The 13883-nt window shown below is 36.7% G+C and carries 12 protein-coding genes; all 12 read left to right on the top strand.

All coding sequences use genetic code 11. The features are described 5' to 3' along the window. The first annotated feature begins 27 nt into the window (after nucleotides 1-27). The 12 genes from B2C77_RS11965 (at nucleotide 28) to B2C77_RS11905 (ending at nucleotide 13873) form a co-directional block, all read left to right on the top strand. Entirely contained in the window at nucleotides 28-1248 is a 1221-nt protein-coding gene (locus tag B2C77_RS11965) for a M16 family metallopeptidase (RefSeq protein WP_077703986.1), read from the top strand. Nucleotides 1249-1413: 165 nt separating this feature from the next. Continuing rightward, nucleotides 1414-1656 (top strand): YlmC/YmxH family sporulation protein, encoded by a 243-nt coding sequence (locus B2C77_RS11960; protein WP_077703983.1) that lies wholly within the window; start codon nucleotides 1414-1416, stop codon nucleotides 1654-1656. Nucleotides 1657-2454: 798 nt separating this feature from the next. Further along, a complete protein-coding gene (gene dpaA / locus B2C77_RS11950) occupies nucleotides 2455-3333 on the top strand; it encodes a dipicolinic acid synthetase subunit A (RefSeq protein ID WP_077703977.1) in 879 nt (292 codons plus the stop codon). Between the two features lie 142 nt (nucleotides 3334-3475). Further along, nucleotides 3476-4066: a dipicolinate synthase subunit B gene (gene dpaB / locus B2C77_RS11945; protein WP_077703974.1), complete on the top strand. Its 591-nt coding sequence runs from the start codon at nucleotides 3476-3478 to the stop codon at nucleotides 4064-4066. A gap of 62 nt (nucleotides 4067-4128) precedes the next feature. Further along, a complete protein-coding gene (asd, locus tag B2C77_RS11940; protein WP_077703972.1) occupies nucleotides 4129-5181 on the top strand; it encodes an aspartate-semialdehyde dehydrogenase in 1053 nt (350 codons plus the stop codon). A gap of 10 nt (nucleotides 5182-5191) precedes the next feature. Continuing rightward, nucleotides 5192-6418, top strand: a complete 1227-nt coding sequence (gene dapG, locus B2C77_RS11935; protein WP_077703969.1) for an aspartate kinase — start codon at nucleotides 5192-5194, stop codon at nucleotides 6416-6418. Nucleotides 6419-6436: 18 nt separating this feature from the next. After that, nucleotides 6437-7312: a 4-hydroxy-tetrahydrodipicolinate synthase gene (gene dapA / locus B2C77_RS11930; protein ID WP_077703966.1), complete on the top strand. Its 876-nt coding sequence runs from the start codon at nucleotides 6437-6439 to the stop codon at nucleotides 7310-7312. A gap of 349 nt (nucleotides 7313-7661) precedes the next feature. Then, complete coding sequence (locus tag B2C77_RS11925; RefSeq protein ID WP_077703963.1) at nucleotides 7662-8390, top strand: ClpP family protease; 729 nt, start codon at nucleotides 7662-7664, stop codon at nucleotides 8388-8390. Continuing rightward, a complete protein-coding gene (locus tag B2C77_RS11920; RefSeq protein ID WP_077703960.1) occupies nucleotides 8387-8605 on the top strand; it encodes a YlzJ-like family protein in 219 nt (72 codons plus the stop codon). Before B2C77_RS11925 ends, B2C77_RS11920 begins: the two co-directional genes overlap by 4 nt. A 603-nt stretch (nucleotides 8606-9208) precedes the next feature. Beyond that, a complete protein-coding gene (locus B2C77_RS11915; protein ID WP_077703957.1) occupies nucleotides 9209-11479 on the top strand; it encodes an FtsK/SpoIIIE family DNA translocase in 2271 nt (756 codons plus the stop codon). 444 nt (nucleotides 11480-11923) lie between these two features. Then, on the top strand, nucleotides 11924-12649 hold the full coding sequence (locus B2C77_RS11910; protein WP_077703954.1) for a GntR family transcriptional regulator: 726 nt from the start codon (nucleotides 11924-11926) through the stop codon (nucleotides 12647-12649). A gap of 111 nt (nucleotides 12650-12760) precedes the next feature. Then, the gene (locus tag B2C77_RS11905) at nucleotides 12761-13873 is read left to right on the top strand and encodes a BMP family lipoprotein (RefSeq protein ID WP_077703951.1); all 1113 of its coding nucleotides are present in this window, start codon (nucleotides 12761-12763) and stop codon (nucleotides 13871-13873) included. The last annotated feature ends 10 nt before the right edge of the window (nucleotides 13874-13883 follow it).

The raw sequence follows: 13883 nt of genomic DNA, 5'->3' as shown, positions 1-13883 counted from the left end.
CGCTTTATATTTTTAGGAGGATATGCATTGATAGAAAAACACACTTGTAAAAATGGTTTACGTGTTGTACTAGAGAAAGTTCCTACAGTTCGTTCTGTCACGATAGGGATATGGATCCTAACGGGTTCACGTCATGAACATGCTGAAATAAACGGTATCTCCCATTTCTTAGAGCATATGTTTTTTAAAGGTACGAAAACACGAACTGCACAGGATATTGCAGAAGAATTTGATGCGATTGGTGGCCAAGTAAATGCATTTACATCAAAAGAATATACATGCTTGTATGCCAAAGTTGTTGATACATATAAGTATAAAGCTTTAGATATTTTAGCAGATATGTATTTCCACTCCCAATTTCAAGAAGAGGAAATGGAAAAAGAAAAGAAAGTCGTTTACGAGGAAATTAAAATGTATGAAGATACTCCAGATGATTTAGTGCATGATTTGCTTGCTAAGGCAGCTTATGGTAGCCATCCATTAGGGTTACCGATTCTAGGGACGGAAGAAAAGCTAGCTACGTTCACACCTAAGATGCTAGAAGATTATATGCAATTAAGGTATACACCGGATAATGTGGTTATTTCGGTTGCAGGTAATGTAGATACTTCTTTTATTCAAACAGTTGAAGCGTATTTTGGGAGCTACACATTTACAAAATCATCTGAAGCCCTTGTTAAACCAACCTTTCTTGGTGAAAAGATTGAGCGCTATAAAGATACGGAGCAGGTTCATTTGTGTTTAGGATACAACGGCTTAGCAGTCCATGAAGCCGCTATTTATAGCTTGATCATTATGAATAATGTGTTAGGCGGAAGTATGAGTTCTAGATTATTTCAAGATGTTAGAGAGAAAAAAGGATTAGCCTATTCCGTTTTCTCTTATCATTCTTCTTATATGGATAGCGGACTACTAACCATATACGCCGGCACCGCAAAAGATCAATCGGAGCAATTACTTCACGTCATACAAAAAACAATTGATAAATTTATTACTAAGGGTTTATCTGATAAAGAAATACAAAGTAGTAAGGAGCAATTAAAAGGAAGTCTGCTTTTAGGCCTGGAAAGTACAACTAGTCGCATGAGCAGAAATGGGAAAAATGAGTTGGTTTTAAAAGAACATTATACATTAGATGAAATAGTAGAAATGATTGATGATGTGAACCATACTCATATTCAACAGGTTATGGATATTGTTTTTCAACAATCACCATCTATTGCATTAATATCTCCAAAAGGAAATTAGGGATATCTCTTCACACGAGCAAACAGGAAAATACGTAACTATATTTGTAGCTTATTCTATGATAAAAACATAAAAATTTATCTTGTCCTATTGTGTTAAAAACCTATGAAATCATAGGTTTTTTGCCTATAGATTTTACAAATAATAAAAACAGGAGGGAATGAATTGCGGTATAAAGAAATAAGTGGAAAAGAAATTGTAAACGTACAAGAAGGAGCAAGGTTAGGCGTATTGGGACAAACAGATTTAGAAATTAATGAAACTACTGGTCAAATTGAAGCTTTTATTATTCCAAATTACAAATGGTTTGGTTTAAAAAAGGAAGCGGAAGAAACCAAAATTCGCTGGAATGCAATTAAAAAAGTGGGCGAGGATATGATTATTATCGATACAGAGAACAGTATATGACATTTTATCAAATAGCTGCTAGTACACCCAGTTGAGGAATTGGAAGATGCGGTCTGACAAGTTTAAGCGAGACATAACAGCAGCTAAATCCCCATCTTTGAAGAGACCTTTAGGTCGTATCCCTATATTAAACCATGATTCAGATGAAAACTTCTCCCACATTGATTTTTTAAACAGTGCTAAATCAAACGTTGCTGTCTTCCAAATTGGAAGGCTTTTTTTATTTGCATAGGAAATGATAAAATGAAGTGCTTATGGATAACGAAATAACCGAATAGCCATTTCTAGCTCCATCGTCCAGCAACGACGTGAATTCACAAAATTGACCTAGATAAGTCATCATCTATTCATCGCTAAGAGGAAGGCCCGACTAAAAACGGGCTTGCCGCCCGACTTCGGCATACTGCTGTTTTAGTGGAATGATTCCTAAATCTTTAGTTGATTCGTTCCATTCGCTACGTTGCTAAACGGGCGCTCCGCACATTTGTTCTTTGCCACACAATTGAAAATCATCTTGGTAACTATTTGCCCCAACACAAGATGATGTAAGATTTTACCTCAGAATTAGAGAAGGAATACAGCATACGTCCTGTTTTGTAAAAGCCCTTTTAAAAAACGTATGAATTTTCCATAAAATGATGCTATCTTTTATGTAGTCGTCTTTCCCAGTTAGAATTTTGCTTCTTAAATTTGTGTATAGTAATTGTTTTCATAAAATGTAATCACTAACTCGATCTCCATACATAAGCTATAAAGAAATGTGAATGAAAATGGTACGTTTGGAGGGTCTTTACAAACATGAACCGAACAATTGCAATAGTCGGCGGAGACGCCCGTTATTTAGAATTAATTCGCCAACTCCAAGCATTAACAGATACAACACTTTTGCTTATTGGGTTTGATAAATTAGAGCAAGGATTCACAGGCTTAAAACAATTGGCTATTGATGAAGTCACACCGAGCGAATTAGACGCGGTTATCTTACCTATAACTGGTACGGATTCTAATGGGATGGTAGAACCTGTTTTTTCAGAAAAAAAAATCCACCTCTCCACGAACTGGTTTCAACAACTGAAAAAATCAACAATTGTATTTTCTGGAATAGCCAATGCTTATTTGAAAAATGCCATAAGCAAAGCAAATATCAAGTTAGTTCCTCTGTTAGACCGAGATGATGTTGCTATATATAACTCTATTCCAACGGCAGAAGGTACGATTATGATGGCCATTGAACATACAGATTTCACGATCCATTCCTCCTGTGTCGTTGTAGTTGGGTTTGGCAGAGTGGGACATACGGTTGCAAATAAATTTTCTTCTCTAGGTGCAAAAGTATCCGTTAGCGCGACTCACATGAAAGATCTAGCAAGAGTAACTGAAATGGGCTTAACAGCAATCCCACTAGATCAATTAGCGCTTCATATGCAAGCGTGTGATTTACTGATTAACACTATCCCAGCTCCTGTAATTAGAAAAGAGGAGATGAAACATCTTCCATCGCATGCAGTTATCATTGACCTGGCTTCAAAGCCTGGAGGAACTGATTTTACGTATGCAAAACAGCGTGGTATTAAAGCCATGTTGGCGCGCAGTTTACCAAGTATAGTTGCACCTAAAACTGCAGGAAAAATATTAGCTAATGTTATAAAACAAGAAATCATTCAAAATCCGTATTGAACATTTAGCTATTTGTGTTTTTGAAAGTTATTTCAGTGCTAGATAAAAAAGGAAAAGATTCATTTGCCAGCTTTAATGGCAATTTTTCATAAGGATAGAAATCCTACACAATAAATACTAATTTCCATAGGAGGTACGATCAATGCGTTTAAAAAGTAAGAGAATTGGTTTTGGCTTAACAGGTTCCCATTGCACATATGACCAAGTTTTTCCACAAATGGAGAAATTAATGGATCTAGGTGCTGAAGTTGTTCCAATTGTAACATACACAGTAAGAACGACTGACACGAAGTTCGGTGATGCTCAGGACCATATGGAAAAGATTCAAGCCATTACTGGGAAAGAAATTATAACTACGATGCCTGAGGCAGAACCGCTAGGGCCTAAAATGCCATTAGATTGTATGGTCATTGCTCCGCTAACCGGAAATTCCTTAAGCAAACTTGCCAACGCTTTAACAGACTCACCAGTTTTAATGGCAGCTAAGGCAACAATGCGTAATCAACAACCTGTAGTAGTGGGTGTTTCTACAAACGATGCACTTGGTTTAAATGGAGTTAATCTAATGCGTTTAATGGCTAGTAAGTTTATTTACTTTGTTCCATATGGGCAAGATGATCCTTATTTAAAGCCAAACTCACTTGTTGCAAAAATGGAATTAATACCAGAGACTATTGAATCTGCACTTGAATTTAAACAACTACAACCAGTTATTGTTCCTCATCGAAGCTGATCTGTGATAAAATGATAAGCTAGAAGTCTAATAATCTAGTTTTGGAAAGGAGCAATAAATTCATGTCGCAAAAATCAGCCTATAATGTAGCTGTGGTTGGAGCAACAGGCGCAGTTGGTCATAAAATACTGGAATTATTACAAGAGAAAGATTTTCCAATAAATAAATTGAAGCTTTTATCTTCCAAACGATCTGCTGGTTCTAAACAGGTTTTTAACCAAGAGGAAATCATGGTCGAAGAAGCAGTACCTGAAAGTTTTGAAGGCGTTGATATTGCTTTGTTTTCAGCGGGTGGTTCAGTTTCTAAAAAGCTCGCTTCAGAAGCTGTGAAACGTGGTGCAGTAGTAATTGATAACACAAGCGCCTTTCGTATGGATGAGTCTGTGCCACTTGTAGTTCCTGAAGTCAACAAAGAAGACTTAAAAGATCACCAGGGAATTATTGCTAATCCAAATTGCTCTACCATTCAAATGGTGGCAGCGTTAGAGCCACTAAAAGCTAAATTTGGTTTAAGACGTATTATCGTATCCACTTATCAAGCCGTTTCAGGTGCAGGTAATGAAGCATGTGATGAGTTAGCGAATCAGTCACAAGCTTATTTGTCTAATGAAGAAATGAAAGCAACTATCCTCCCTGTTAAAGGAGATGAAAACCATTTTCCAATTGCATTTAATGCACTACCACAAATTGATCTCTTTCAAGAAAATGGTTATACTTTTGAAGAATTAAAAATGATTAATGAAACGAAGAAAATTATGCATGCACCAGACCTATCAGTGGCTGCAACTTGTGTACGTTTGCCATTCTTTACGTCTCATGCAGAAAGTGTATATATTGAAGTAGAGAATGAAGATGTAATGGTAAAGGACATTTGGGAAGTGTTACAGCATGCAGAGGGGATCGTGTTGCAGGATAATCCAAAAGAGCAGATTTATCCAACACCTTTAGCTGCAGAGGGTAAACAAGATGTATTTGTTGGTAGAGTTCGCAAGGATTTAGACAATAAACACGGGTTCCATCTATGGATTGTATCTGATAATTTATTAAAAGGCGCAGCTTGGAATACGGTACAAATCGCCCAAGAGTTAATTCAAAATAATTGGTTGCAACGATAGAGGTGTACGAATGGAAATACTCATTCAAAAATTTGGTGGTACTTCGGTACAGTCACAAGAAAACCGAGACCATGTAATTAAACATATAAAAGATGCTTTAGTAAAAGAATATAAACTTGTAGTTGTCGTTTCTGCATTAGGCAGAAAACCTGATCCTTATGCTACAGATACGCTACTCAGTCTGGTAGATTTTCCGGCGAATAAAAATGCTTCACGAGAATTGGATATGCTCATGTCGTGTGGTGAGATTATTTCATCCGTTGTACTTTCTAATGAATTACAAAAGCAACATATTACTGCAACGGCTCTAACTGGCTCACAAGCAGGATTCATTACAACAGATGACTTTACAGAAGCAAAAATTAAAGAAGTAAAGCCAGAACGAATCTTGCAAGAATTAGAAACGCATGATGTGGTAGTTGTCGCAGGTTTTCAAGGAACTACTACATCTGGTGACATTACGACAATAGGACGTGGTGGAAGTGATACAACAGCTGCAGCATTAGGTGTTGCTTTATCAGCTGAGCGGATTGAAATATTCACAGATGTAAATGGTATTATGACTGCTGATCCACGGGTTGTTGAAACAGCAAGACCACTTGATGTAGTTACGTATTCTGAAATTTGTAACTTGGCATATCAAGGAGCAAAAGTCATTCATCCCCGAGCAGTAGAAATTGCTATGCAAGGGAAAATTCCTATGCGTGTGCGTTCTACCTACTCCAAAGATGAAGGAACGCTTGTTACGTCTTCACGTGTAGAAGGGATGGACATTATTGATCGATTAATTACTGGAATTGCACATATGGATGCTATAACTCAGATTCAAGTACAAACGAAAGAGGCAGCATTTGGGATGCAGTCAGACGTATTTAAAGCAATGGCTGAAGCAGGGATTTCTGTTGATTTCATTACCATTTCACCTACAGGGGTGATCTATACTGTACCAAATGCTTACACAGAAAAGGCTGTACACATATTAAACACGCTTGGATTTGAACATGAAATTACTGAGAACTGTGCAAAGGTATCAGCTGTAGGAGCTGGCATGACTGATGTTCCTGGTGTTGCTGCAAAAATTGTGCAAGCATTGACTGATGCGAATGTGCAAATTCTGCAGTCAGCAGACAGTCATACAACCATTTGGGTACTCGTACATGAAAAAGATTTAAAAGCGGCAGTAAATGCATTGCATGAAGCTTTTGAATTGAGTCACATAATCAACTCCGCACAATGAATAGAAAAGGTGATTAGAATGAACTTTGGTAAAGTGTTAACTGCAATGGTCACACCCTTTGATTTAAATGGAAATATTGATTATACGCAGACAGATGCACTTATTGAACACTTGTTGCAAAATGGTACAGAGGGTTTAGTCATTGCAGGAACAACAGGTGAATCACCAACTTTAACTTCTGAAGAAAAAGTGAGTCTGTTTAAACATGTCGTTGGTCAAGTAAATAAACGCGTTCCTGTTATTGCAGGGACTGGAGGGAATAACACGCAAGCTTCGATAGATTTAACCAAGGAAGCAGAACGTTGTGGTGTGGATGCGGTGATGCTTGTAGCACCGTATTACAATAAACCAGATCAACGTAGTCTATTTGCACATTTCAAAACTGTAGCTCAAAGCACATCGCTACCTGTGATGCTCTATAATATACCAGGAAGATCGATTGTAAATATAACCACGGAGACAACTGTAGCGTTAAGTAAAATAGATAATATTGTTTCTGTCAAGGAAGCTAGTGGTGATCTTGATCAAGTGTCTCAAATAATTGAGCTAACAGATGATTCGTTCTCTGTATATAGTGGTGACGATAGTATGACATTACCAATATTGTCTGTTGGAGGTACAGGTGTTATTTCGGTAGCTTCTCATGTGATAGGAAATGAAATGCAGCAAATGATTCAATTGTTTGAAGAAGGAAGCACGTGTCAGGCAGCTAAGCTTCATCGTCAATTGTTGCCTGTTATGAAAGGGTTATTTATGGCGCCTTCTCCTTCACCTGTAAAAGCTGCCCTTCGCATAAAAGGAATAGAAGTTGGTGGTTTGCGTTTGCCACTACTTGAACTATCGCAGCAGGATAAAGATAAATTAACAACGATCTTAGAAAATACCGGTATATAATGCCGGTATTTTCTTATACTATAGGAAAGTATACAGTTTTAAGGTTTATAGTATAAGAAAAACTAAAGCTCCTGCCATAAAGATTTGGCGGTAAGCCAAGTTTTTCTAAGGTAGCATAAAAAATATCCATAGTTATGAGATTGATTGGTAAATGTTTACCTGTTTCATTTGATAAACTGTCGTCAAGTGTAAAAATAAATGATTTTTTTATTTGTCTAACCGGTAAGGTGAAACAAATTTTACCGGAAAAAGAACACAGTAATATTTCTTAAAAGAAGCCTGCATGATTATCGGATGTTCCGTTCATACTATGAGAGGAATAACTTGTTAATGAGGAGTGTGTAAGTAAATGGATAAACAGCCAGAAAAAAAGGACGATCAAACGCAAGATAATAATTCCTCTGCTTTAGTGCAAAAGATTCAACAACTAGGACAATCTAATGTACCACAAGCGCCAGATTCAAATATACATGTGCTTTCCATTATCGGACAAGTAGAAGGGCATGTACAACTCCCACCACAAAACAAAACAACAAAGTATGAGCATTTATTGCCACAATTAGTTGCCATTGAACAGAATCCGAAAATTGAAGGTTTAGTTATCTTATTAAATACGGTTGGTGGTGATGTCGAAGCGGGGTTAGCCTTATCTGAAATGATTACTTCTATATCTAAACCTACAGTCTCGATTGTGCTTGGAGGAGGTCACTCCATTGGGGTGCCTATAGCTGTTGCTACGGACTATTCTTTCATTGCACCGACTGCTACGATGACGATACATCCAATTCGTTTAACAGGTTTAGTTATCGGTGTACCACAGACGTTTGAGTATTTGGATGAAATGCAAAATCGTGTGGTTGACTTTGTCGTAAATCATTCTAATATAACAGAGGAAAAATTTAAAGATTTAATGTTTGCAAAAGGTAATTTAACACGTGATATCGGTACAAATGTTGTTGGGAAAACAGCAGTAGAATATGGCTTAATTGATGATGTTGGCGGTGTTAAAGAAGCAATGAAAAAAGTGAATGAATTGATTAAGCAAAATGGCAATCACGAACAGCAGGTGATGCAATGATTATTTATACACCACTATCAAAAGAAGATATTTTTTATACCTCCCAGGAATACACGGAAAGACAAATGATTTCATACAATGGCAAACCATTATATTGTGAAAAAAGAGCAGATGGATCCTTAGAAATTGTTAAATTATTATCAACCGATCCAAAGGACTTTTTAAATCATCAGTTTTCCCCCGGTACGATTATTTCTCAGATGAATGAAAACTGAATGTAATAAAACTGCTTTTAATCTTTGGTTGAAGGCAGTTTTTTAAAAAAGATAAGAAAGTGTAAAATGAGGTGCTTGCGGATAACGAAATAACGAATAGCGACTACTGTTCCATCATCTAATAACTAAGTAACTTCACGAAATCGCCCTACGATAAGTCATCATCGGTTCGTCGTTAAGAGGAAAGCCGACTAAAAACGGCTTGCCGCTCGACGTCGACATACCCTTTTATTCCTTTATCTCCGTTAATGTGTGCCATTCATTGCGTTACTAAACGGCGCTTGCGCCTCTGTTCTGATTAAATCGTTTTCCATTGTTTCAATGTCACTTTATTGACATTATGATATACTAAGTAGAGCGGAATTGCTTTTGTTAATGACATAGATAAGGTAGAATATGAAAGTTGACTAAATCGGCTATACATATATTATAATTATATTTTCCATAACTTCATAATAGAATGGAAATTTTTTTAGTGTAATATTTAAATGTAGAACAAATTGATTGTTGACATGAATCATTTGATCGATAGTAAAGAAAAAAGTGTTTATCCAATGAATGTTACCATCTAATTAGATTGCCAAAAATGATTGAGGTGAAAGTATGGCAAGAAAGAAAAAAAGACGCAGCAGCAAATTAAAAAAACAATTAAAACTAGAGCTAATAGGTCTCTTATTCATTTTCTTAGGCATTTTTGGAAGTGGAGCTAGTGCCATAAGTGATGGAGCTATACCAGGGGGCCTTGAGCACTTATTTCGCTTCTTTTTAGGGATTTGGTATTTTGTTGCATCGGTTTTTTTATTAATAACAGGTATTAAATTAGTAGTAAAACGGAAATTACCTAACTTTGCAACAAAAAGAATGGTTGGCTTTTATATTATATTTGGTGGCGTATTACTCATGACACACACACAAATGTTTGATGAAGTAATTGCATCCACTCAAGAAATATCAATACTTGGATCGACTTGGGAAAATTACTCTAGTTATATGGAAAATCAACTATCATCCGAATATTTAGGAGGAGGAATGACTGGAGCTTTATTGCTTACCTTTTCCTATTACTTATTTTCCTTAACAGGTGCTAAAATTGTAGCTGTTTTTTCCATTATTATCGGTATTATTTTTATGACTGATTTATCAGTAGGCGATGTGTTTTCTAAAATGTGGAAGTGGATTGCAAGTAACGTAAAACACTTGCAAGATACATGGAGGCAAAAACGAACTGCGAAACGTTCCATAAAAGAAAACGAACCTAAATTTGAACAAAATGGCGAAGAGATTACTGAGCATGTTATCTCAGAACCTGTGATTCAAGATTTTACAGACCATACTACGGTAAATGAACAATTTCCTGAAGAAACAGAACAAATTTCTATGGTTCAACAAGAGGAAAAAGCAAATGATAGTTTAGATAATATGCCGATGACGGAAGTAGAAAACTATGAATATATTCTTCCTTCTATGCAATTATTGGCAGAGCCAACAAACAATTCGCAGCAACAGGAAAAATCGCAAATTCAAGCGACGGTTAAAAAATTAGAGAGTACATTTACTAGTTTTGGAGTAAAAGCGCGTGTTACGAAAGTGCATGTAGGTCCAGCGGTAACGAAATATGAAATATATCCAGAAGCTGGTGTAAAGGTGAGTAAAATAGTTAATTTACATGATGATTTGGCATTAGCCCTAGCTGCAAAAGATTTAAGGATAGAAGCACCAATTCCAGGGAAATCTGCGGTCGGAATCGAAGTTCCAAATCAAGAAGTAGCCATGGTATCTTTACGAGAAGTGCTAGAGAGTATCGCACAAAAACAATCTTCTAAACTACTATTTGCTCTTGGCAGAGATATATCCGGAGAAGCAATCGTTGGCGAATTAAATAAAATGCCACATTTACTTATCGCAGGTGCTACAGGAAGCGGGAAAAGTGTCTGTGTAAATGGGATAATTACTACTATTTTAATGCGTGCTAAACCACATGAAGTGAAGATGATGATGATTGACCCTAAGAAAGTTGAATTAAATGTGTATAACGGTATTCCACATTTACTTGCTCCCGTTGTAACGGATCCGAAAAAAGCTTCTCGAGCTCTACAAAAAGTAGTTGCAGAGATGGAGCGACGATATGAACTTTTTTCCGATACAGGAACACGTAATATTGAAGGATACAATGAATATATTAGAAAACATAATCAACATGTTGAAGATCCAGAGCCGAATCTTCCATACATCGTCGTGTTAGTAGATGAATTAGCAGACTTAATGATGGTAGCTTCAAGTGATGTGGAAGATGCAATTACTCGATTAGCTCAAATGGCACGTGCTGCGGGAATTCATCTCATTATTGCCACCCAGCGTCCATCTGTAGACGTTATTACAGGGGTAATTAAGGCGAATATTCCTTCTAGGATTGCCTTTAGTGTATCTTCGGCAACAGATTCTAGAACCATCTTGGATAGTGGCGGAGCAGAAAAGTTATTGGGAAGAGGAGATATGTTGTTTATCCCGGTTGGATCTTCTAAGCCAACTCGTGTACAAGGTGCTTTTCTGTCTGATGAAGAAGTTGAACGCGTAGTAGACCACTGTATTGAACAGCAAAAGGCGTCTTATCAAGAAGAAATGATTCCAGAAGAAGTCAATGAGGTTGCAGAAGAAGTAGACGATGAATTGTATGATGATGCTGTTCAATTAATCACCGAAATGCAAAGCGCTAGTGTATCTATGTTACAGCGCCGCTTTAGAATTGGTTATACTAGAGCGGCAAGGCTAATTGATGCCATGGAACAAAGAGGTATTGTTGGTCCGTATGAGGGGAGTAAGCCACGTACAGTTCTTATCAGTCAAACAGCTGAAGAACATACTTCTTCACATTAATGTTGGAATAAAGCCTCATAAGTAAATTCTTTAACGCAAGAGCTTGCTGAAAATGCCATTGTAGCTTTTTTGCACTATAGGAAAGTATTAATATTTAGAGTTAATAGCGTAAGCAAAACTTGGTTATCGTCATAATTACTTTGGCGATAGCCAAGTTTTGCTAAGGAGCTTTTTGTAATGAACAAGTGATTGGTTTTACAAGTTGCTGTTCAAAGAATTGTACGTAGAAGAAAAGTCAATGCTTTTCAATGACATAATTCTATGGTCCCCCGAATCATTACCCTTTAGCGCACACGCCATTTATTTTTTAGATTTATATAATTGTTGAATTTTGTTGAAAAGGTATTTCTTTCTAAATCTATTCATGCTATGATGAAATTATAAACTAGTAGAATGTCAGAGGTCAGATATCTAATCGGGAATACAGTTTTGGGGTGATGAAGTTTGTCTATTAAACATGATTCAAGGCATTTATATTTACAAGTTATTGATCAAATAAAAAAAGATATTCATAATGGCACGTACAAGGAGAATGAAAAGCTCCCATCGGAATTTCAATTATCCAAGGTGCTAGGTGTTTCTCGGGCAACTTTAAGAGAAGCACTTCGAATATTAGAAGAAGATAATATTGTCACTAGGAAACACGGTGTTGGTACATTTGTAAACCCTAAGCCTGTATTTTCTTCTGGTATTGAACAACTTACAAGTGTTACATACATGATTGAGCAATCAGGAAAAAAAGCCGGAACAGAATATTTATTTACAGATATAAGAGAAGCAACGGACAAGGAAAAGAGTCGATTTGCTCCTCATATTGTAGAGCAATTAGTTGAAATTGAGCGCGTTCGTACAGCCGACGGGGAACCAGTTGTATTTTGTGTTGATAAAATTCCTGAAGAGATCATTCCGGTAGAAAGTGTCCAACAAGCAGATTCCTTTTTTAAATTAATGGAGGATTACGCTAATAAAAGGGTTGCCTATGCCGTGACATATATTGAGCCAATTGGTTACCATGAACGCATTTATAAGACTTTAAACTGCCACAAAGAACAACCATTATTGTTGCTTAGGCAAATGCACTATACTTCCGAAGATGAAGCGGTTTTATACTCAGCAAACTATTTTCGATCCGATATGTTTAGCTTTCATGTTTTACGTAAACGTACGTAAAACAACATTTATAATAAAATGGAAGCGATTTCAAATAAAGGAGGTGGTGCGCTCGAAAATAGTGTGATCAATCGTTGTCGGAAACAAAAAATAAAAGAGGGGGCTATTGTTTTGAAAAGTAGAAAGCTTATTTTATTACTAACTATTTTTATTAGTTTTGGTTTAGTTTTAGCTGCGTGTGGTGGTTCTAATAATGAAGATAAAACAAGTGGTGGAAATGATGGTAAAAAAACAGAAGAAAGCGAAGGGTCTACGGATTATTCCATCGCTATGGTAACAGATGAAGGCGGAGTTGATGACAAATCATTTAACCAATCTTCTTGGGAGGGGCTGCAAGCATGGGGAGAAGAACATGGATTATCAAAAGGAAACGGTTATGATTATGCACAGTCTAATGATGAGTCTGATTATTTGCCAAACCTTACTCGTTTAACAAGAGATGGCTATAACTTGATTTTTGGTGTTGGATATTTACTAGAAGATGCGATCTCAAAAGTAGCAGAACAAAATCCTGATACAAGTTTTTCCATTGTCGATACCGTTGTGGAAGCTCCTAACGTTGCAAGTATTACATTTGCTGAACATGAAGGTTCATTTCTAGCAGGTGTTGCAGCTGCTAAGAAAACCAAAACAAACAAGCTTGGTTTTGTTGGTGGCATGGATTCTGATTTGATTAATAAATTTGAAGTTGGATTTGTTGCGGGGGCAAAATCTGTCGATCCAGATATTGAAGTGGATATTCAATATGTTGGTGATTTTAGTTCAGCTGATGATGCAAAGTTAATTGCTACAAGGATGTATGGTGACGATATAGACATTATTTATCATGCAGCAGGTGCAGCTGGAAATGGCGTATTTAACCAAGCAAAAGATATGAAAAAGAACGATCCTGATAATGAAATTTGGGTGATTGGTGTAGATCGCGATCAGCATGAAGAAGGGAAAATAGGCGAAGATAATGTAACACTTACATCTATGGTAAAGCGAGTGGACTTATCTGTTCAAGAAGTAAGTAATCTTGGTTTAAATGGGGATTTTCCAGGCGGTGAAATATTGGAATTCGCTTTAAAAGACGACGGTGTCTATCTTGCTGATACGAATGAGAATGCTTACACAGAAGAAATTGCTTCAGCAGTTGATGAGTGGAAAGAAAAAATTATTAACGAAGAAGTAGATGTACCGCAAACGCGAAAAGATCTAGAAGAATTTGAAAAGTCGTTGTAAAAAAAGAGGC

Origin of the sequence: Virgibacillus dokdonensis (genome assembly GCF_900166595.1) — a bacterium.
GTDB classification, from domain to species: Bacteria; Bacillota; Bacilli; order Bacillales; family Amphibacillaceae; genus Virgibacillus; species Virgibacillus dokdonensis.
Note: the sequence above shows the minus strand (reverse complement) of the source record. Positions and strands in the feature narration are given on the sequence as shown.